18 protein-coding genes are annotated in these 17670 nt (G+C 58.6%); 10 read left to right on the top strand and 8 right to left on the bottom strand.

The window, feature by feature from the left end:
• Window positions 1-58: 58 nt before the first annotated feature.
• Window positions 59-448 (top strand): hypothetical protein, encoded by a 390-nt coding sequence (locus GOW40_RS07520; RefSeq protein WP_171101459.1) that lies wholly within the window; start codon window positions 59-61, stop codon window positions 446-448.
• On the opposite strand, the gene GOW40_RS07515 is transcribed toward GOW40_RS07520, so the two are convergent.
• Together GOW40_RS07515 and GOW40_RS07510 are read right to left on the bottom strand one after the other, a co-directional pair.
• The gene (locus GOW40_RS07515) at window positions 443-1540 is read right to left on the bottom strand and encodes a cystathionine gamma-lyase (RefSeq protein WP_171132118.1); all 1098 of its coding nucleotides are present in this window, start codon (window positions 1538-1540) and stop codon (window positions 443-445) included. The two genes, GOW40_RS07520 and GOW40_RS07515, sit on opposite strands and share 6 nt — an antisense overlap.
• 3 nt (window positions 1541-1543) lie before the next feature.
• Window positions 1544-2386 carry a TIGR00730 family Rossman fold protein gene (locus tag GOW40_RS07510; RefSeq protein WP_171101455.1) on the bottom strand — a complete coding sequence of 281 codons (843 nt, stop codon included), beginning with the start codon at window positions 2384-2386 and terminating at the stop codon, window positions 1544-1546.
• A 79-nt stretch (window positions 2387-2465) separates the two neighbouring features.
• Here GOW40_RS07510 and GOW40_RS07505 point away from each other — a divergent pair, with 79 nt between their 5' ends.
• Window positions 2466-3377, top strand: a complete 912-nt coding sequence (locus GOW40_RS07505; RefSeq protein ID WP_171132120.1) for a threonine/serine dehydratase — start codon at window positions 2466-2468, stop codon at window positions 3375-3377.
• Between the two features lie 97 nt (window positions 3378-3474).
• Window positions 3475-4302 (top strand): 2,3,4,5-tetrahydropyridine-2,6-dicarboxylate N-succinyltransferase, encoded by an 828-nt coding sequence (dapD, locus tag GOW40_RS07500; RefSeq protein WP_171132122.1) that lies wholly within the window; start codon window positions 3475-3477, stop codon window positions 4300-4302.
• A 107-nt stretch (window positions 4303-4409) separates the two neighbouring features.
• On the opposite strand, the gene GOW40_RS07495 is transcribed toward dapD, so the two are convergent.
• The gene (locus tag GOW40_RS07495; protein ID WP_171132124.1) at window positions 4410-4937 is read right to left on the bottom strand and encodes a hypothetical protein; all 528 of its coding nucleotides are present in this window, start codon (window positions 4935-4937) and stop codon (window positions 4410-4412) included.
• A gap of 347 nt (window positions 4938-5284) precedes the next feature.
• On the opposite strand from GOW40_RS07495, the gene GOW40_RS07490 reads away from it, so the two are divergent.
• Window positions 5285-5629, top strand: a complete 345-nt coding sequence (locus GOW40_RS07490; protein ID WP_171132126.1) for a hypothetical protein — start codon at window positions 5285-5287, stop codon at window positions 5627-5629.
• Here GOW40_RS07490 and GOW40_RS07485 read toward each other — a convergent pair.
• Window positions 5626-6684, bottom strand: coding sequence for a transporter substrate-binding domain-containing protein (locus GOW40_RS07485; protein ID WP_171132128.1), 1059 nt, complete (start codon window positions 6682-6684; stop codon window positions 5626-5628). The genes GOW40_RS07490 and GOW40_RS07485 overlap by 4 nt on opposite strands.
• A 208-nt stretch (window positions 6685-6892) precedes the next feature.
• Here GOW40_RS07485 and dapE point away from each other — a divergent pair, with 208 nt between their 5' ends.
• Genes dapE through rnr form a run of 3 tightly spaced genes read left to right on the top strand, consistent with a single transcriptional unit; the run spans window position 6893 to window position 10905 of the window.
• Window positions 6893-8032, top strand: a complete 1140-nt coding sequence (gene dapE, locus GOW40_RS07480; RefSeq protein ID WP_171132130.1) for a succinyl-diaminopimelate desuccinylase — start codon at window positions 6893-6895, stop codon at window positions 8030-8032.
• Between the two features lie 3 nt (window positions 8033-8035).
• Complete coding sequence (locus GOW40_RS07475; protein ID WP_171132132.1) at window positions 8036-8611, top strand: TIGR04282 family arsenosugar biosynthesis glycosyltransferase; 576 nt, start codon at window positions 8036-8038, stop codon at window positions 8609-8611.
• A gap of 47 nt (window positions 8612-8658) precedes the next feature.
• On the top strand, window positions 8659-10905 hold the full coding sequence (rnr, locus tag GOW40_RS07470; RefSeq protein ID WP_171132134.1) for a ribonuclease R: 2247 nt from the start codon (window positions 8659-8661) through the stop codon (window positions 10903-10905).
• Here the strand turns inward: rnr and GOW40_RS07465 are convergent.
• Together GOW40_RS07465 and GOW40_RS07460 are read right to left on the bottom strand one after the other, a co-directional pair.
• Window positions 10896-11282, bottom strand: a complete 387-nt coding sequence (locus tag GOW40_RS07465; protein WP_171132136.1) for a DUF1801 domain-containing protein — start codon at window positions 11280-11282, stop codon at window positions 10896-10898. The two genes, rnr and GOW40_RS07465, sit on opposite strands and share 10 nt — an antisense overlap.
• The gene (locus GOW40_RS07460) at window positions 11279-11971 is read right to left on the bottom strand and encodes a glutathione S-transferase family protein (protein ID WP_254444363.1); all 693 of its coding nucleotides are present in this window, start codon (window positions 11969-11971) and stop codon (window positions 11279-11281) included. Before GOW40_RS07460 ends, GOW40_RS07465 begins: the two co-directional genes overlap by 4 nt.
• Window positions 11972-12055: 84 nt before the next feature.
• On the opposite strand from GOW40_RS07460, the gene GOW40_RS07455 reads away from it, so the two are divergent.
• Together GOW40_RS07455 and GOW40_RS07450 are read left to right on the top strand one after the other, a co-directional pair.
• A complete protein-coding gene (locus GOW40_RS07455) occupies window positions 12056-12769 on the top strand; it encodes a YafY family protein (RefSeq protein WP_171132140.1) in 714 nt (237 codons plus the stop codon).
• Between the two features lie 86 nt (window positions 12770-12855).
• Window positions 12856-14148 carry a lytic murein transglycosylase gene (locus GOW40_RS07450; protein WP_254444361.1) on the top strand — a complete coding sequence of 431 codons (1293 nt, stop codon included), beginning with the start codon at window positions 12856-12858 and terminating at the stop codon, window positions 14146-14148.
• Between the two features lie 81 nt (window positions 14149-14229).
• Here GOW40_RS07450 and GOW40_RS07445 read toward each other — a convergent pair whose 3' ends face one another.
• Together GOW40_RS07445 and GOW40_RS07440 are read right to left on the bottom strand one after the other, a co-directional pair.
• Window positions 14230-15627 (bottom strand): aspartate aminotransferase family protein, encoded by a 1398-nt coding sequence (locus GOW40_RS07445; RefSeq protein ID WP_171132144.1) that lies wholly within the window; start codon window positions 15625-15627, stop codon window positions 14230-14232.
• Between the two features lie 76 nt (window positions 15628-15703).
• Complete coding sequence (locus GOW40_RS07440; protein WP_171132146.1) at window positions 15704-16387, bottom strand: GntR family transcriptional regulator; 684 nt, start codon at window positions 16385-16387, stop codon at window positions 15704-15706.
• A 142-nt stretch (window positions 16388-16529) separates the two neighbouring features.
• Between GOW40_RS07440 and GOW40_RS07435 the strand changes: the two genes are divergently transcribed.
• On the top strand, window positions 16530-17615 hold the full coding sequence (locus GOW40_RS07435) for a polyamine ABC transporter substrate-binding protein (RefSeq protein WP_171132148.1): 1086 nt from the start codon (window positions 16530-16532) through the stop codon (window positions 17613-17615).
• The last annotated feature ends 55 nt before the right edge of the window (window positions 17616-17670 follow it).

The raw sequence follows: 17670 nt of genomic DNA, 5'->3' as shown, positions 1-17670 counted from the left end.
TGGAATTGCCCTGCTAATATCTGCATATTTCGAATTGTCTACTGACGGAGATCGCCCCATGTCGCGCAGAATAAAATCCGCATTGGCCCTTTTGGTCGGGAACGCCATCGGGTTGTTGCTCGCTTCGCTGCTGCTGGCAGGCTTTGCGATCAAGCCGATATCTTTCATCGTTGTGGTGCTTGTCTTCACCGTGGTTCAGGTCGTGGCCGAGCCGTTGATCCTGAAGCTGGGTGAAAAGAAAGCGCCCGCGCTGAAAGGCGGGATCGCTTTGATCGTGACCTTTGTCGGGCTGTTGGTGACCGATCTGATTACGGCGGGGCTGACTGTTGGTGGCGTTTCCAACCTGTTGGCCGCGACCCTGCTGGTCTGGCTGGGGGCGCTGATCGCCAGCATCGTGCTGCCGATCTATCTGTTCCCAGAACTGCGCGAAGCTAAGAAAAAGTCATAAAGCGTTCAGGCTGGCTTCGATCGCTTGCCACAGTTCTTCGACGGGCTCACACCCAACCGAAAGACGAATGAAGGCTGGATCCACATCGTCGCCCCAGCGCGCGCGGCGTTCGGCGGAACTGTGGACGCCTCCGAAGGATGTGGCCGGGCGAAGCAGGGGGCAGGCGTTGATGAACCTCTCGGCCTGGTCCTCGCTGTTCAGCGTCAGTGACAGAAGAAACCCGAACCGTTGTGTTTGTCGTTGTGCCAGCGCAAAGGACGGATCATCCGGCAGGCCGGGATAGCGGAGCTGCTTGACCGCCGGATGCGCGGCCAGCCGTTCCGCCAGAACCTGGGCCGAGCTGCACATACGGTCGAAGCGAACATCCAGCGTTTCCAGTCCGCGATGCAGCAGCCATGCCTCATGCGGGCCGGGGATCGCACCCGAGACGCGCCGCCATTCCTCGACCCGCTCCATGATCTGGTCATTGCGGCTGGCGACGTGCCCCATCAACAGGTCGGAATGCCCACCCATCGCCTTGGTGTCTGACGACACGACGATGTCGATCCCCAGATCCAGAGGGCGCTGGCCCAGCGGGGTCAGCGTGGTGTTGTCTGCGATGGTCACACCGCCTGCGGCACGGACCTGTTCGGCAACAGCACGCAGATCGATCATGTCCAATCCGGGATTCGACGGACTTTCGACAAAGACCACGTCGAACTGGTCAAATCCACCATTTGCAAAAGCGGTGGTCGGGCGGGTTTCGACCACAACCCCCAGGCCCGAGAGGAACCGATCCGCCAGCAGGCGGGTGACATAGTACCCGTCGGACGGGATCAGCAAGCGTGACCCGGCCCGAACGGTGGCAAACAGTGCGGCCGAAATGGCGCCCATACCAGAGGGGAATGTCAGGCACGGTGCATCCTCGAGATGCGATAGGACATGTTCCAGATGCTCCCAGGTCGGGTTATCGACCCGGCCATAACTGGCCTGCCCTTCGGGTAACCCGGGTAGGTGATACATGCTGCTTTGGGTCAGAGGCAGCGCGACGGGCTCGCCCTTGTTCAGCGCATTGCCGCGCAGGTGCAGCATCTCTCCGGTCTTGGGGGCCATGGCTTAACGTCCCGGTATTGCGTCGCGGGGCGGGGCGGGCTCCCAATTCTCGATGATGTCGACCGCTTGTTGCGCGGTGTCGACAAAGCGGAACAGGTCCAGATCCTCGTCCGAGATTGTGCCGGCATCTGCCAGCGCGGCCCAGTTGATCACCTTCTCCCAGAACGCGCGGCCAAACAGCAGAAAGGGCACGCGCTCCATCCGGCCGGTCTGGATCAGGGTCAGGGATTCAAAAAGCTCATCCAGCGTACCAAACCCGCCTGGGAAGATGGTGATGGCACGGGCGCGCATCAGAAAATGCATCTTGCGAATGGCGAAATAATGGAAGTTGAAGCTTAGCTCGGGCGTCACATAAAGGTTTGGCGCCTGTTCATGCGGCAGCACGATATTCAACCCGATAGAAGAGCCGCCTGCATCCAGCGCGCCGCGGTTTCCGGCCTCCATCACACCGGGGCCACCCCCGGTGACGATGACGTTTTCGCGTCCGCCGGTTTCATTCGATTTCTCTGTCATCAAACGGGCGAACTCGCGCGCCTCGTCGTAATACTCAGACAGAGCCGCCAACGTTTCTGTCCGCGCCGTGTGCTTTTGCGACGGTTCGGGAATGCGCGCCCCGCCAAACATCACGATGGTCGAGCTGATTTCACGCTCGGTCATGATCATTTCGGGCTTGAGCAGTTCCAGTTGCAGGCGCACCGGACGCAGCTCGTCGCGGCACAGGAACTCATCATCAGCAAAGGCAAGGCGATAGGCGGGTGAGCGCGTCTGCGGCGTGTCCGGAACCTCGCTCGCGGTCGAACGGTCGGTTTGCGCGTCGCGGAACGGGCTGTGACGGTCTTCTTTCATAGGTAGTCGATCCCTGCTTGCGTGTTCACAAAACAGCTATAGGGTTCGCGGGCAGAGTGCCAGTCACGGAAAAACTAGAATGGATTGGAAAACCGAAATATTGAAGGCGCGTGAACGAATTGCGGGCTATGCGCAGGTCACGCCAGTGATGGAGAGCCACCTGTTGGGTTATCCCATAGCGCTTAAGTTGGAGCAAATGCAGCATACAGGCAGCTTCAAGGCGCGGGGCGCTTTCAACACCTTGCTCAGTTCGGATGTGCCGCAGGCGGGCGTTGTGGCTGCGTCAGGTGGAAACCATGGGGCTGCGGCGGCCTATGCCGCGAAAACGCTTGGCTATCCGGCCAAGATCTTTGTCCCGGAACTTGCAGGCCCATCCAAGATCGCGCTGATCAAGCAAACCGGTGCCGATCTTAGCGTTGTGCCCGGGGAATACGCCAACGCGCTGACAGCGGCTCAGGCTCATGAGGCCGAAACGGGGGCCATGCAGATCCACGCCTATGATGCACCGGCAACCGTGGCCGGGCAGGGCACCTGTTTTGCCGAATGGGACGCGCAGGATCTGCAAGCTGACACGGTTCTGATCGCTGTGGGGGGCGGTGGGCTGATCGCTGGGGCTTTGGCCTGGTGGCAAGGTGCGCGCAAGGTTGTCGCTGTCGAGCCGGAAACATCCTGCGCGCTGCGTACGGCCTTGCAGTCGGGTGCGCCGGTGGATGTCTCGGTCTCGGGCATCGCGGCCAATGCGCTGGGTGCAAGGCGGATCGGGTCGATCTGTTTTGAGCTGGCGCAAGGCATGACCTCTGTTTTGGTGTCAGATGATGCGATTGCCGAGGCGCAAAAGCTGCTATGGCAGGCACATCGCATTCTGGTGGAGCCAGCGGGGGCCGCCGCTTTGGCAGCCCTTTTGTCAGGTGCGTATCAGCCACAACCGGGCGAGCGTGTGGCCGTGTTGGTCTGCGGTGGCAACATCTCACCGGATCCGTTGGCTGCGTGAGCCGCGCCATCAGCCGAACTCTGCGTCGCATTGCAGCCGCTTCGCCGCATGCTTATACGCACACCCAACGTGAACAGATTCTGCAAGGAGCCCGCATATGTCGAATGCGCAACTGGAAGCCGCCATCGAAGCCGCCTGGGAGGCGCGCGACACCATCACGCCCGCAACCACGGGCGAGCAGCGCGAAGCCATCGAAGATACGCTGAATGCGCTGGACAGCGGCTCGCTGCGGGTGGCTGAAAAGCTGGACAGCGGTGATTGGCACGTAAACCAATGGGCCAAGAAGGCGGTACTGCTGGGCTTTCGCATTAAGGATATGGAAATTCAGACGGGTGGTCCACAGGACAGCGGCTGGTGGGACAAGGTCGACAGCAAGTTCGCTGGTTGGGGTGAAGACCAGTGGCGCGCTGCCGGGTTCCGCGCCGTGCCGAACTGCGTTGTGCGCAAGTCGGCCTATATCGCGCCGGGCGTCGTGCTGATGCCATCCTTCGTCAATCTGGGCGCCTATGTGGATGAAGGTACAATGGTCGATACCTGGGCCACCGTTGGCTCCTGCGCGCAGATCGGCAAAAACGTGCACCTGTCAGGCGGCGTTGGTATCGGCGGTGTGCTGGAGCCGATGCAAGCTGGGCCTACCATCATTGAAGACAACTGCTTTATCGGCGCTCGTTCCGAGGTGGTCGAGGGCTGCATCGTCCGCGAAGGCTCGGTTCTGGGCATGGGCGTGTTCATCGGCAAATCCACAAAGATCGTGGATCGCGAAACTGGCGAAGTCATGTATGGCGAGGTGCCGCCCTATTCGGTTGTGGTTGCGGGCTCGATGCCTTCCAAGAACAACGTCAACCTGTACTGCGCGGTGATCGTGAAGCGTGTGGATGAGCAGACGCGTTCAAAAACCGGGATCAACGAACTGCTGCGCGATTGAGCCAGCTATCTGACTCAGAAAGGCCGGTGCGTTCTTGCACCGGCCTTTCTTTCTTGCATTTACAAAAACAGTAAGTACCTCACTGTTTTCTCAGAAAAGCGTTTGAATTAGCGGTCCTCGCCCGGGCGTTCTACTTCTTCTTTTTCTTCCTCGTATTCTTCTTTTTCTTCCTCGGACTCTTCGCTTTCTTCTTCTTCGCTTTCTGACTCTTCCTCAGACTCAGGCGCTTCTTCTCTTACCTCTTCTGCGCGTTCCTCTTCACGCTCTTCTGAGCGTTCTTCCTCACGCTCTTCCTTTGGAGCTTCCTCACGTTCTTCCTTCGGAGCTTCTTCACGCTCTTCTTTCGGAGCTTCTTCGCGTTCTTCTTCGTATTCTTTTTCGACTTCTTCTTCGCGTTCTTCTTCACGCTCTTCTGCGTACTCTTTTTCTACCTCTTCTTCGCGCTCTTCCTCACGCTCTTCTTCCCGAGCTTCTTCGCGTGCTTCTTCCCTGCGCTCGCTCTGCTCACGCTCTTCGCTGTCACCTTCAGCATAGGCAGCTGTTGCCGAGAAAAGTGACAAAGCACCAACGGCTGGCGTCAATGAAAGAGCGATCAGGCTTGCGGTGGTTGTCAGCAATTTAGAGAGAGTAGTCATCTTAAGGTCCCTTCAGAAAAAAGTTTTATTTAATAGTAAGATTGAGCGTAATTTTCAGTCGGTCAGATGAAGTAACTGCACCGCGCATTCGCTGTGATATGAGCTATTTGTTGCACAACAAGGTTGGCCTGATCGGCGAAAAACCGCCGTTTTCAACCCCGCGGATTCTCTGCCTCAAAATAGACAATTTCTTGGAGAGAGCCAAATTGTTTCCCGAGTCGAGTCGATTCTAAGAGGTGGCTGATCTCTCTTAACCACTCCGACAATATACAATTTGGGAACGCGCAAAGATCCTGACACCCAAAGAAAAGTTGACCGCCCAGATCAGCGAACGTAAGGCAAGCGATATGGAAAAGAAAAAGAAGCCTTCGCGCCAGCAGGTGTACACTTTGTTGGTTCAGATCGGTCGCAAGGACGGTGACGGTTTGCCCGATCACGCGACGGGTGCCGCGTTGATCTGTTACGCCAGCGGTGTGGACGAGGCCGAAGCGGTACGTGAAACCGTGGCGATCCTAAAGCAAGCCGATACAGCGCCACTGGACGTCACGGGCTATGGCACTTTGGCAGAACGTGAAGCTCAGGGGCACGATATCGAACCTGATGAGCGCGCTTTGATGCAGCGCGCGCTGGACGAGAATGCCGTTATTGTCGCGCAGATGACACCGTTCTTCGACGACCAGCCGCAAGCCTAGTTCCGGCTACCGAACCATTTTCTATAGATGTCGTCGTAGGTGCCGTCTTCTCGCAGGGCCAATAGTGCCTGGTTGACCTCTTCGACCAAGGGCGAGCCGGTTGGGAAGGCGATCCCATAGTTTTCGCGCAGGAACACGCCGCCTGTGGTGGTGGCAATGCGTCGACCTTCATGGGTGGCATAATAGGACAGGATTGGCGCATCAAAAATCACCGCATCCAGGTCCTTGGCCTCGAAAGCTGCGATCAGTTCGGTCAAACCTTCGTAACCGGTGAACTCGATCTCGCGGCGGTTCAGAAAGCTCGCGGCGGTCGACCCATTGATGGTACCTACTTGCTTGCCATAGAGGTCGTTGACCGAGTTCACACTTCCGCTGATAGCCTCGACCGTCATGACCGAGGTGATGCGCGCGGTAAACACGGACACGATGAACAAGGACGATACCACAAGCACGACACCCAGCATCCGCCCAAACGCCGTGCGCGGCATGCGCTCTTCAAATCCGCCATTTACAACCAGGTTGAGCGCCCACCAGAACGAAGGAAACCAGGCTTCGTTCAGCTTGCGATCAAAATAGGGCTGAGCACGCCGTTCAAAGCCCCACATGAGCATCCCGCCACCCAACAGAATGGCAAAGGCCAAGCCAATCGCGATAAAGAGTTCGACCGATAACAAAGCCTGCAGCAGTGACGGGCTGCGAGCGGCTTCGGACGGGATCATGATTTGCAGCCCGGATTCAAAGATCGGCTGGCTGAAATCCATCTGTGTTTCGCGCGTGGCTGTAATCGAAATATTTGCAATCGCCAGATCGGCAGTTCCGTTCTGAACGGTTTCCAACATATCACCGAACCCTTCGACTCGGTTGATCTCGTAGTCCCAGCTTAACGACTCGGCCAAAGCAGCCAGCAGGTCCATCGAAAAACCAACTTGGGCCCCGTCTTCCACATAGGAAAACGGAGGTCGGGTCACTGTGGTGACCGTAAGAGTCTGGGCCTGGCTTTGCTCGGCGAGAAGCATGAACGTCAGGCTGACCAAAGCGAAAAAGAGTCGTTTCATCGTAGGCTTATCTGTTTGGCGGCGCTGTAGCGCAATTTGGCGGGGTACGGCAAGGACATCGCCGCGTAAGTTAATGCGTTTTCTAATGTATCCACTAATGCGCGAATATGCGTCTTACACGTAAATTCCCCTGTTGGGCTTGGCATTCCGTACAATTCATTGAATCTGTGCGTGAACTCGAAGCTGATTCACGAATACGAGGCGTTTGATGACTGATCCCGTCCGGTTGACCGCAGAGCTGGTCCGTTGCCCTTCCGTCACACCTGAGGAAGGCGGTGCGCTGGTCCTGCTGGAAGAGCAACTGACGGATGCGGGTTTTGAATGCACCCGCGTCGATCGAGGCGGCATCGCAAACCTGTTTGCGCGCTGGGGTGAACAGGGTCATGGGCAGACCTTCGGCTTTAACGGTCACACGGATGTGGTGCCCGTGGGAGACGCGGCCGCGTGGACAAAGCCTCCGTTTGGGGCCGAGATACATGATGGTATTCTCTATGGCCGCGGTGCGACCGACATGAAATCCGGTGTGGCTGCCTTTGCTGCGGCGGCGATAGATTTTGTGCGGGATACGCCGCCAGACGGGGCTGTCATTCTGGCCATAACTGGCGATGAAGAGGCTGACGCGCTGGATGGCACCACCGCACTGCTTGATTATATGGACCAAGCCAACGAACGCATGAGTGTTTGTTTGGTGGGCGAGCCGACCTGCCCCAACCATATGGGTGAGATGATCAAGATCGGTCGCCGGGGATCGATGACCGCCTGGTTCACGATCACGGGTTTGCAGGGGCATTCGGCCTATCCGCATCGCGCTAAGAACCCCCTGCCCGCAATGGCGCGTCTGATGGATCGGCTGGCCAGTCACGAGTTGGATCAGGGCACCGATCATTTTGATGCTTCGACCCTTGCGGTTGTTACTATCGACGCAGGCAATCCGGCGACCAATGTGATCCCGGCGCAGTGCAGCGCGACGGTCAATATTCGGTTCAACGACACTCATACCGGTGCCAGCCTCAGCGAGTGGTTGCGGTCCGAGGCCGCGCGGGTGGCAGAAGAGTTCGACGTTGAGGCGGATGTCAGGATCAAAATCTCGGGTGAGAGCTTCTTGACCCCGCCCGGTGCGCTGTCGGATTTGGTGGCAAAAGCGGTCGAGGCCGAAACCGGTGTGTCGCCCGAGCTTTCGACCACCGGTGGCACCTCGGACGCGCGGTTCATCAAGTCGCACTGTCCTGTGGTCGAGTTCGGCCTGGTCGGGCGCACCATGCACCAAGTGGATGAATGCGTTGAGGTTGCTCAGATCGAACAACTCAAAGCGATCTACATGCGTATTCTGGCGGATTATTTCGCCTAATCCATGCAGCGCACTCTTGTCATCATGGTCAAGGAACCGCGCCCGGGGCGGGTTAAAACGCGGTTGGGGCGCGATATCGGCATGGTTGGGGCGTCGTGGTGGTTTCGGCACCAGACACGGACGCTGATCCGCCGGTTGCGTGACCCTCGTTGGCAGATCGTCTTGGCCGTGTCCCCGGATCGAGAGGGGTTGATCAGTCGCGTCTGGCCCGCTGATTTGCCGCGCGCCGCGCAAGGGCCGGGCGATCTGGGTCAGAGGATGGGGCGTATGTTGCGTACGATGCCAAAAGGGCCGGTTTGCCTGATTGGTGCGGATATTCCGGGCATTACCCCAAGCCATATTGCGCGGGCGTTCAAGGCATTGGGGCAGGCCCTGATGGTGTTTGGCCCAGCCCCGGACGGCGGCTATTGGTTGGTCGGCGCGCAACGCTATGCCGCTTTGCCGCGCGGTTTGTTTGATAATGTCCGGTGGTCAACCGAATATGCTCTGGCAGACACATTGGCCTCGGTCCCCGGCTGCCGTGTGGCCTTGCTGGATCACTTGCGGGATGTCGACACAGTGGCTGATCTGAAAGCCTGACAGTTTTTGGTCATGACGCGGTCGCAAACGCATGATACGCCGGAGACATGAGTCGTATTCCCACGAAGCAGGAGGTCCTCGACTGGATCTCGGCGAACCCTACCCAGACCTCGAAACGCGATATCGCCAAGGCCTTTGGCATCAAGGGCGCGGATCGGATTGATCTTAAGCGTATCCTGAAAGAGCTGGAGGCCGAAGGCCATCTGGAAAAGCGCAAACGCAGCTATCGCGACCCCGATCGCCTGCCACCGGTCAGCGTGTTGCAGGTCAAGGCTCCGAACGCGGATGGTGACCTGTTTGCACGCCCGCTGGAATGGCATGGCGAAGGGGTTGAGCCTGTTGTTCTGATCATTGCACGCGCCAGTGATCCTGCGCTGGGCGAAGGCGACCGGATTCTGGCGCGGCTGACCGTGGTGCATGAGGAAGACCACAACTATGAGGCGCGCCTGATCCGCCGTATCGGAACCAACCCGCGCAAGATCGTCGGCATCTTTCGCAAAGGGGCCGAGGGCGGGCGGATTGTACCCATCGACAAGGCCGGATCGACCGAGTGGCTGGTGCCTGAGGGCGCTGTGCTGGGTGCGAAGGACGGCGAATTGGTCGAGGTTGAACAGGCCGGGCCCAAAAACCGTATGGGCCTGCCACGCGCCCGCATTGTCGAACGGTTAGGAGATCCGGCAGCCCCCAAGGCTGTGTCGCTTATTGCGATCCATCAGCACGGTATCCCCGATGATTTCCCCGACAAGGTGATTGCCGAGGCAGACGCCGCCAAGCCTGCTGGGCTGAAGGGCCGGGAAGATCTGCGCGATATGCCACTGCTGACCATCGACCCGTCAGATGCGCGCGATCACGATGACGCTTGTTATGCTCATGCCGATGACGACCCGAACAACCCCGGCGGGCATGTGATCTGGGTCGCTATTGCTGACGTTGCCGCCTATGTCACCCCAGGCACCGCGCTGGATCGTGAGGCGCGCAAGCGTGGCAATTCCAGCTATTTCCCCGACCGGGTAGTGCCGATGCTGCCGGACCGGCTGTCTGGCGATCTGTGTTCCCTGCACGAAGGTGTCCCGCGCGCCTGTATCGCGGTGCGGATGCAGATCGACGCGGATGGCAACAAGATCGGTCACCGGTTCGTGCGCGGTCTGATGCGCTCGGTTGCGTCGTTGCATTATGCCGAGGTGCAAGAGGCAATCGACGGCTCCCCCAATGACCGCACCGGGCCGTTGCTGGAAACGGTGTTGAAGCCGCTTTATGCCGCTTATGCGGCGTTGAAAAAGGCGCGGGCAGAGCGGCAGCCCTTGGAACTGGACCTGCCGGAACGCAAGATCGTGTTGAGCGAAACGGGCGAAGTGACCAGCGTGGCATTCCGCGACCGGCTGGATGCGCATAAGCTGATCGAAGAGTTCATGATCCTCGCCAATGTCGCCGCAGCCGAGACTCTGATCGCCAAGCGCCGCCCATTGCTGTTCCGCGTGCATGAAGAACCCGCGCCTGAAAAGCTGGAAAGTTTACGGGAAACGGCGCAAGCGGCAGGCTTGAATCTGGCCAAAGGGCAGGTGCTGCAAACCCGCCACCTGAACGCGCTGCTGAACGCCGCAGCCGGAACCGAAGATGCCGAGCTGATCAACCTGACCACGCTGCGGTCCATGGCGCAGGCCTATTACAACCCCGAGAATTTCGGCCATTTCGGCTTGGCGCTGCGCAACTATGCGCATTTTACCTCGCCGATCCGACGGTATGCTGACCTGATCGTGCACCGCTCGCTGATCTCGGCCCATGGCTGGGGCAAGGATGGGCTGACCGAGGATGAAATCACACGGCTGGACGAAACGGCAACCCATATCTCGGACACGGAACGCCGCTCGATGATGGCCGAGCGTGATACGACGGATCGCTATCTGGCGGCCTATCTCAGCGAACGGGTGGGCAATGAATTTTCAGGCCGGATCAGTGGTATTGCCCGGTTCGGGGCCTTTGTGAAGATGGACGAAACCGGCGCGGACGGGCTGGTACCTGTGCGCTCGCTGGGGCGGGAATTCTTTCATTTCGACCGAGAGGCAGGCTCCTTGATGGGTGCTGATACCGGGCTGATCATCGCCATTGGTCAGCGTGTGACCGTGCGCCTGACCGAAGCCACACCCGTGACCGGCGGGCTGGAACTGGAGCTGTTGTCCATCGATGACAAGGCCCTGCCACGCGGTCGCGGCCCTGCCGGGCGGTCTACGCGTCGCAAGGTGGCCAGCACCAAGCGCAAGAAAGACAAGATCAAACGCAAACGCCGTCAGAGATGATAGGTGAGCGCACGTGCAATCAACCAGCCGTGACGGGTCGGGTCGATCTGTGCGGGATCGTCGAACAACACAGCGCGACTGCCATCGATCCGGTCATCGCCGGGAAAGGCTGTGGTGAAATCCCCCATCAACCGGCTCTGGCAATGCACGAACAGGGCGAATGATGCGGATTTGTGGCTGCCCAGCCGGATCGTAGATCCTTTGGGCGCAAGATAGGCGGGCTGACCCCAACGCAGAGCCTCTTGCAGGGGTTGCGCAGTGGGTAGGGACGCGGCTGTCTCGAAAACAAGCGCGCGCAGGGCCATGGCACCCGCGCGCGTGTCTTCGCGCAGCGCTTCAAAGGCATTTGCCACTTTGGGGTCGTCAAAGGGCGTCATAGCGGTATCGCCTGCTCCATCAGGTCCACATAACTGTTCAACAGGTTATCCTGTTTGATCCGTCGCGTCAGCGGCGTGTCTGCGGGTGTGGCGCGCATTGCAGCCAGCATTGGGCCAACGCTCATGTCGGCGGCGGTCGGTGTGGCGCCCATCAGGTAAGGCGATTGCCACAGATAGGCAGAAATCGCCTCGAGATCATGTTCCAAGCGGTCTTGCCTTTCGGCCTGGGAAAACCGCCCGATCCCTTGCGCCCGTGTGCCTTTCAGAACCGATCTGCGGATCGCATTCGAAACGGGCTTGCGGATCAAAGCGGGGATTTCGGTGAAAAAGGTCTCACGCAGGATCGGCCACACCTCATCATTGCCCCAGCGATCCAGAACGATGTGGAAATACAAATGCTCTTCTGCAAGCCGAATCAACCCGCGTGATTGGGCTTTCTGCACGTCGGTGAGCCCCGCATCGAAATCCACACCTTGCGCCTCAAGCCAGTCGCGGATCGAGTCGCTGTCGGGCACCAGTCGTTCGGGCGTGCGCAGCACCGGGAGTTTCTGATGCGGCATCTGGCGGGGATCCAGCATGTCAAAGCGTCGCCAATGCTGGCCTGCAAACTGCAGCATAAGCGCGGTCTTTACGCAGAACGGGCTGGCACTGTACTGGCCAAAGGCGGACGGGAAAGTAAGTAGGGTCAAGATCGTCAGCTCCATCTTGAGGTGGGATATGAATATGTTTGCCTGATGACAGAAAGTGTCATTAAGGCTAAGTTACGCTCTGATATGTCCCGTACCGCCCGTCTCTTCCAATTGATGCAAGCCCTTCGATCTGGGCCCTCGCCGAAAACTTCGGTTCAACTCTCGCAGGATCTGGGGGTCTCGGCCCGGACCATCCACCGAGATATCGACGCGCTGCGCGGGCTGGGTGCGGTGATCGATGGAGAAGCCGGATTTGGTTTCACCCTTATCGAAGACGCGACCTTGCCGCCTTTGGGGTTCACAGATGATGAGCTTGAAGCGTTGGTGCTGGGTTTGCGTGAAGTTCAGGCGATTGGCGATCCGGGCCTGGCCGACGCAGCTGGTGCCGCTTTGCGCAAGTTGCAGGGGCGATTGCCACCAAGACAGTCGCACCGCTTAAGCCATGCAGTGCTGGCGGCGACGCGATTTTCCCGCCCCGCGAAACCGACAGTTGATGTCAGCGCCTTACGTCAAGCCACCTGGGATGAGCGAGTCATAGCATTTTCATATGCTGACGCCAAAGGCGACGAGACAGAACGCAAGGTCAATCCTCTGAGTATCGTATACATGGATCGCGCCAGCGTGTTGTTATCCTGGTGTCACCTGCGGCAGGATTTTCGTGTCTTCCGCTTGGACCGGATGCAGGCAATGTCCGTTCTGGATGAAAGCTTTCGGCCCAACCGGATACCGCTGCTGCGCGAGGCTCTGGCGCGCTTGCGGGCCGAGCGCGAAGCAAGATCCTGCGAGGCGGATGTCTGAACACTTTGTCCGATTCAGCTTTTGCGCTATCTTTGAGATGAGCAGTAATCAGGAAAATCGGAATGCGAAAATGCATAAGCGGCGTTATGACTGCTGCATTATGGGCATCCATAGTGCAGGCGGATCTTCCCAATTCATCCCTTCGGCCTCAGGTGCGGATCACCGACGAGACCGCCCGATTGGCCTCGGCCGATCTGACCGCGTCGATCCGGCCCGTATTGCGGCCTTCGGCTGAGGTTCGGCAGGTGTCAGTTGAAAGCAATGCCAGGTTTCAGGCCTGGGTCAGCGCCTTTCACGGTCGCGCAAGCGCGCAGGGGATATCACAGGCCACTCTGGATGCAGCACTGGCGGGTATCACCTATGACAAAGACGTCATAGACCGCGACCGCAATCAGGCCGAATTCTCGAAGCCGATCTGGGACTATCTGGGCTCGGCGGTGTCAGACCAACGGATCGCAAATGGCCGCGCGGCGTTGGAGCAGCACCGACGCGTTCTGAACCAGATTGAACGCCGATATGGCGTTGAGAAAGAGGTTGTGACGGCGATCTGGGGCCTTGAGACGTCGTTCGGCAGTTTCCGTGGCAACAACCAAACGATCCAGTCCCTGGCAACGCTGGCTTTCGAAGCCCGGCGGGCGTCTTTCTTTGAAACGCAGTTGGTGGCTGCCCTTCAGATCTTGCAGTCCGGGGACACAACACCGGCCAACATGCGCGGCAGTTGGGCCGGTGCGATGGGGCATACGCAGTTCATGCCGACCTCATATCTTGAGCACGCGGTTGACTTTGATCGCGACGGGCGGCGCGACATATGGTCGGATGATCCCACAGATGCGCTGGCCTCGGCTGCGTCATACCTGGCCCGGCATGGTTGGACCAAGGGCCAGCCCTGGGCCGTTGAAGTGCGCCTGCCACAGGGGTTCGACTATGCCACGGCGCGGCGGGATTTCACCTTGTTACCGTCCGATTGGGCCGCGCGGGGAGTGCTTGCCAAAACCGGCCAACCGGTGCCGGATCACGGCGAGGCCGCGATTTTGTTGCCTGCGGGTGGACGCGGGGTCGCGCTGATGATCTTTGACAATTTCGGGGTCATTGAGCGGTACAATGGCGCAGACGCCTATGTGATCGGGATCGGCCATCTATCCGACCGTCTACGCGGAGCGCCCCCGTTTCAGGGCGATTGGCCAAAAGGGGATCGGATCCTGAGCTTCTCGGAGCGCAAAGAACTGCAGCAGCGCTTGACGGAAGCTGGTTTCGACACCAAAGGCGTCGACGGGCGAACCGGTCCGAACACCATCGATGCCGTACGGGCATATCAACTCGCGCAAGGCCTATTACCCGACGGTTACGCATCGTTCACCCTGTTGGAGCGGTTGCGATAAGGGGAAGGGGGCACTGCCCCCGTCGCCTCAGCGCCCCCCCCCCCGGGGGGGGGTATTTTTTGCCAGATGAAGCTGTGCGGATTAAGACGCCGCCTGCATCAAACCTTGTGCGATGATCTCGGCCTGTGCTTCGTCCAGCGATTTGTGGATGCGGACGAACATTTCGTCGATATCGGCAGGTGTCAGGATCAGCGGCGGTGAGATGATCATACGGTCGCCCACATGGCGCATGATCAGGTTGTTGGCAAAGCAGCGGTCGCGGCAGATGTACCCGATAGTCCCCGGTGCGGATGCGAATTTGGCGCGGCTGGCCTTGTCCGGTGTCAGCGCGATTGACGCCATCATGCCGACGATCTTGGCTTCACCCACCAGCGGGTGGTCAGCCAGCGCCTCCCATTTCTCTTTCAAATAGGGCGCGGCCACGTCGCGAACATGCTCGACGATCTTTTCCTCTTCGAGGATACGCAGGTTCTCCAACGCAACGGCTGCAGCGACCGGGTGACCGGAATACGTATAGCCGTGATTGAACTCGGTGCCGCCGATTACCTCAGCGATCTCGTCATTGACGATCGAGCCACCGATAGGCGCATAGCCCGAGCTGAGGCCCTTGGCGATGGTCATGATATGGGGCTTGATGCCGACGGTTTGTGACCCGAACCAATTGCCGGTGCGACCAAATCCGCAGATCACCTCATCCGCGATCAGCAGGATGTCATACTTGTCGCAGATGCGTTGGATTTCCGGCCAATAGGTGTCGGGGGCGACGATTACACCGCCTGCACCCTGCACAGGCTCGGCGATGAAGGCCGCAACGCGGTCTTCGCCCAGCTCCAAAATCGCCTCTTCCAACTCGCGCGCGCGGGCCAGGCCGAAGTCTTCGGGTGACATGTCGCCACCTTCGGCCCACCAGTTGGGCTGATTGATGTGATGGATGTTCGGGATCGGGATGCCGCCCTGGGCATGCATACCAACCATGCCGCCCAGTGAGGCAGAGCCCACGGACGAGCCGTGATAGGCGTTCTTGCGGCTGATGATGATATTCTTGTCGGGCTGGCCCTTTTCGGCCCAATAGGTGCGAACCAGACGGATGTTGGTGTCATTTGCCTCGGACCCGCCCGCCGCGAAGAACACGTGGTTCAAATCACCCGGAGCCAGCTCGGCGATTTTTGCGGCCAAAGCGATGGCGGGCACATGAGTCGTTTTGAAAAACGTGTTGTAATACGGCAGCTCGCGCATCTGGCGCGCGGCAACGTCGGCCAGCTCATCCCGACCATATCCGATATTGACGCACCACAGACCTGCCATCGCGTCCAGAATCTCTTCGCCTTCGCTGTCCGTCAGATAGACACCTTTGGCCCGTGTGATGACGCGGGCGCCTTCTTGCCCCAGCGCGCCATTGGCCGAAAACGGGTGCATGTGATGGGCCGCGTCCAAGGCCTGCAGTTCGGCGGTGGGCATGTGGTTGGTGATGGGTGTCATTGGTTTGGTTCCCGCGAAAGAGGTTTGCCGCAAGAATATGATCAAATTTTTGAGTGTCAAACAAATCGTGCTTTAGTCACGATCCGCTGAGGGTGCCGACCATCAATTCCATTCCCTGCCGTATATCATCAGCCGTGGCCTTGGCTGCGGCTTCGACATCTCGGGCGCGCAGGGCCGTCAGGATTTCCTTGTGCCGGTCCGGCAGGCTTTGCGTGCCAAAACGGCCACAAACAACGCGCATGGACGGGCCAAATCGCAACCAGAGCCGACCCGCCAGGTCCGCAAGAATCGGCGCTTCCGCAGCGGCGTACAAAGACTCGTGGAACGCGTGGTTCAGGCGCAAGTAGCTGCTGACATCTCCCGCAGTGATCGCGGCATCAAGCTGTTGGTCGATTTCCTCCAGCCGGTCAATCTCGGCCTTTGGGATTTGCACGGCGGCGCGGCGGGAAATCTCTGATTCTATTGATATTCTTGCAAATATGATCTGTTCGACTGCAGAATCGTCCAGTTCGGGAACGCTGACCCTTCGGTTTCCCTTGAAGATCAGCGCCCCGTCCGAGATCAAGCGGCGAATGGCCTCGCGCACAGGGGTCATCCCGGCGCCAAGTGATTCGGTCAGACCTTGAATGGTAATGGCCTGACCGGGCACGATGTCACCGAACAGAATCTGCGATTTCAGTTCTTCATATACAATTGTGTGCGCGGGCAGGTTTTCGTCACGCGTTGTGCCCTCGCCTGCCTTTTTTTTGATCAAATTCAACGGGTGTGTCCCAATTCATGTTGTCCTGTCTTGCCAGGAATTCGGCCTCGTGAAAGCATAGCTTCCGTGGGCGGTAAAAGCAAAACTTGATCAAATCATACAAACTGTGACAAGTTTCCGCAAAATTAATGGGGAGAAGAAGATGAAGAAGACTACGCTGATGTTGACAGCGATCGCTGCATTGGGGACTTCGGCGGCTTTCGCCGAAGAGGTGCGCGTTTACAATTGGTCGGACTATATCGACGAAGATCTGCTGACCAAGTTCGAAGAAGAGACGGGCCTGACCCTGATCTATGATGTGTTCGACAGCAACGAAGTATTGGAAACCAAAATGCTGGCCGGTGGATCCGGTTATGATGTTGTGGTTCCCTCGGGCACATTCTTGCAGCGTCAAATCTCGGCCGGTGCGTTCCAACCACTCGACAACGCACAACTGTCGAACGCAGGCAACCTTTGGGATGTGATCCAAGACCGTACGGCAGGCTATGACCCGGACAACGCTTATTCGATCAACTATATGTGGGGCACCACCGGAATCGGTGTGAACGTTGGCAAGGTTCAAGAGGTTTTGGGAGCCGATGCCCCGCTGAACAGCATGGAGCTGGTGCTGAATCCTGAGAATATGGAAAAGCTGGCCTCTTGCGGGGTGCATTTCCTGGATGCTCCGTCCGAGATCATTCCTATGGTCCTGCAATATCTGGGTGAAGACCCCGACAGCCACGATACAGACGTGATCGGCAAGACCGAAGAGGTACTGACTGCGGTTCGCCCGCATATTCAGAAATTCCATAGTTCTGAGTACATCAACGCGCTGGCAAATGGTGACATCTGTGTGGCTGTTGGCTGGTCGGGGGATATCCTGCAAGCACGCGACCGCGCGGCTGAGGCTGAGAATGGTGTCGAGATCGAATACCATCCCTTCGCCGAAGGCTCGTTGATGTGGTTCGACCAGATGGCCATTCCGGTGGATGCTCCGAACCCGGAAGGGGCGCATAAGTTCCTGAACTTCATTCTGGATGCCAACAATATGGCGGCGGCGTCGAACTATGTGTACTACGCCAACGGCAACAAGGCCTCGCAAGAGTTTCTGGAAGAAGACGTGATCGGTGATCCGGCGATCTACCCGGATGATGCGACGATGCAGAACCTCTATATCACCACGCCCTATCCGCAGAAGACTCAGCGTGTGGTGACCCGTCTGTGGACCAAGATCAAATCGGGCACCTGATCCGGTTTCTCTGCGCAAGGCGATCCGCTCGCCTTGCGCGTTTTTCGTTCTGATC

It is taken from the genome of Ruegeria sp. HKCCA6707 (assembly GCF_013033515.1).
Classification (GTDB): Bacteria; Pseudomonadota; Alphaproteobacteria; order Rhodobacterales; family Rhodobacteraceae; genus Ruegeria.
This window is presented reverse-complemented; position numbering and strand designations above follow the sequence as displayed.

Bases quoted from the DNA above. Each gene is read 5' to 3' on its own strand.
- GOW40_RS07520 (WP_171101459.1), top strand. From the start codon at position 59: ATGTCGCGCAGAATAAAATCCGCATTGGCCCTTTTGGTCGGGAACGCC.
- GOW40_RS07515 (WP_171132118.1), bottom strand. From the start codon at position 1,540: ATGGCCCCCAAGACCGGAGAGATGCTGCACCTGCGCGGCAATGCGCTG.
- GOW40_RS07510 (WP_171101455.1), bottom strand. From the start codon at position 2,386: ATGAAAGAAGACCGTCACAGCCCGTTCCGCGACGCGCAAACCGACCGT.
- GOW40_RS07505 (WP_171132120.1), top strand. From the start codon at position 2,466: ATGGATTGGAAAACCGAAATATTGAAGGCGCGTGAACGAATTGCGGGC.
- dapD (WP_171132122.1), top strand. From the start codon at position 3,475: ATGTCGAATGCGCAACTGGAAGCCGCCATCGAAGCCGCCTGGGAGGCG.
- GOW40_RS07495 (WP_171132124.1), bottom strand. From the start codon at position 4,937: ATGACTACTCTCTCTAAATTGCTGACAACCACCGCAAGCCTGATCGCT.
- GOW40_RS07490 (WP_171132126.1), top strand. From the start codon at position 5,285: ATGGAAAAGAAAAAGAAGCCTTCGCGCCAGCAGGTGTACACTTTGTTG.
- GOW40_RS07485 (WP_171132128.1), bottom strand. From the start codon at position 6,684: ATGAAACGACTCTTTTTCGCTTTGGTCAGCCTGACGTTCATGCTTCTC.
- dapE (WP_171132130.1), top strand. From the start codon at position 6,893: ATGACTGATCCCGTCCGGTTGACCGCAGAGCTGGTCCGTTGCCCTTCC.
- GOW40_RS07475 (WP_171132132.1), top strand. From the start codon at position 8,036: ATGCAGCGCACTCTTGTCATCATGGTCAAGGAACCGCGCCCGGGGCGG.
- rnr (WP_171132134.1), top strand. From the start codon at position 8,659: ATGAGTCGTATTCCCACGAAGCAGGAGGTCCTCGACTGGATCTCGGCG.
- GOW40_RS07465 (WP_171132136.1), bottom strand. From the start codon at position 11,282: ATGACGCCCTTTGACGACCCCAAAGTGGCAAATGCCTTTGAAGCGCTG.
- GOW40_RS07455 (WP_171132140.1), top strand. From the start codon at position 12,056: ATGTCCCGTACCGCCCGTCTCTTCCAATTGATGCAAGCCCTTCGATCT.
- GOW40_RS07450 (WP_254444361.1), top strand. From the start codon at position 12,856: ATGACTGCTGCATTATGGGCATCCATAGTGCAGGCGGATCTTCCCAAT.
- GOW40_RS07445 (WP_171132144.1), bottom strand. From the start codon at position 15,627: ATGACACCCATCACCAACCACATGCCCACCGCCGAACTGCAGGCCTTG.
- GOW40_RS07435 (WP_171132148.1), top strand. From the start codon at position 16,530: ATGAAGAAGACTACGCTGATGTTGACAGCGATCGCTGCATTGGGGACT.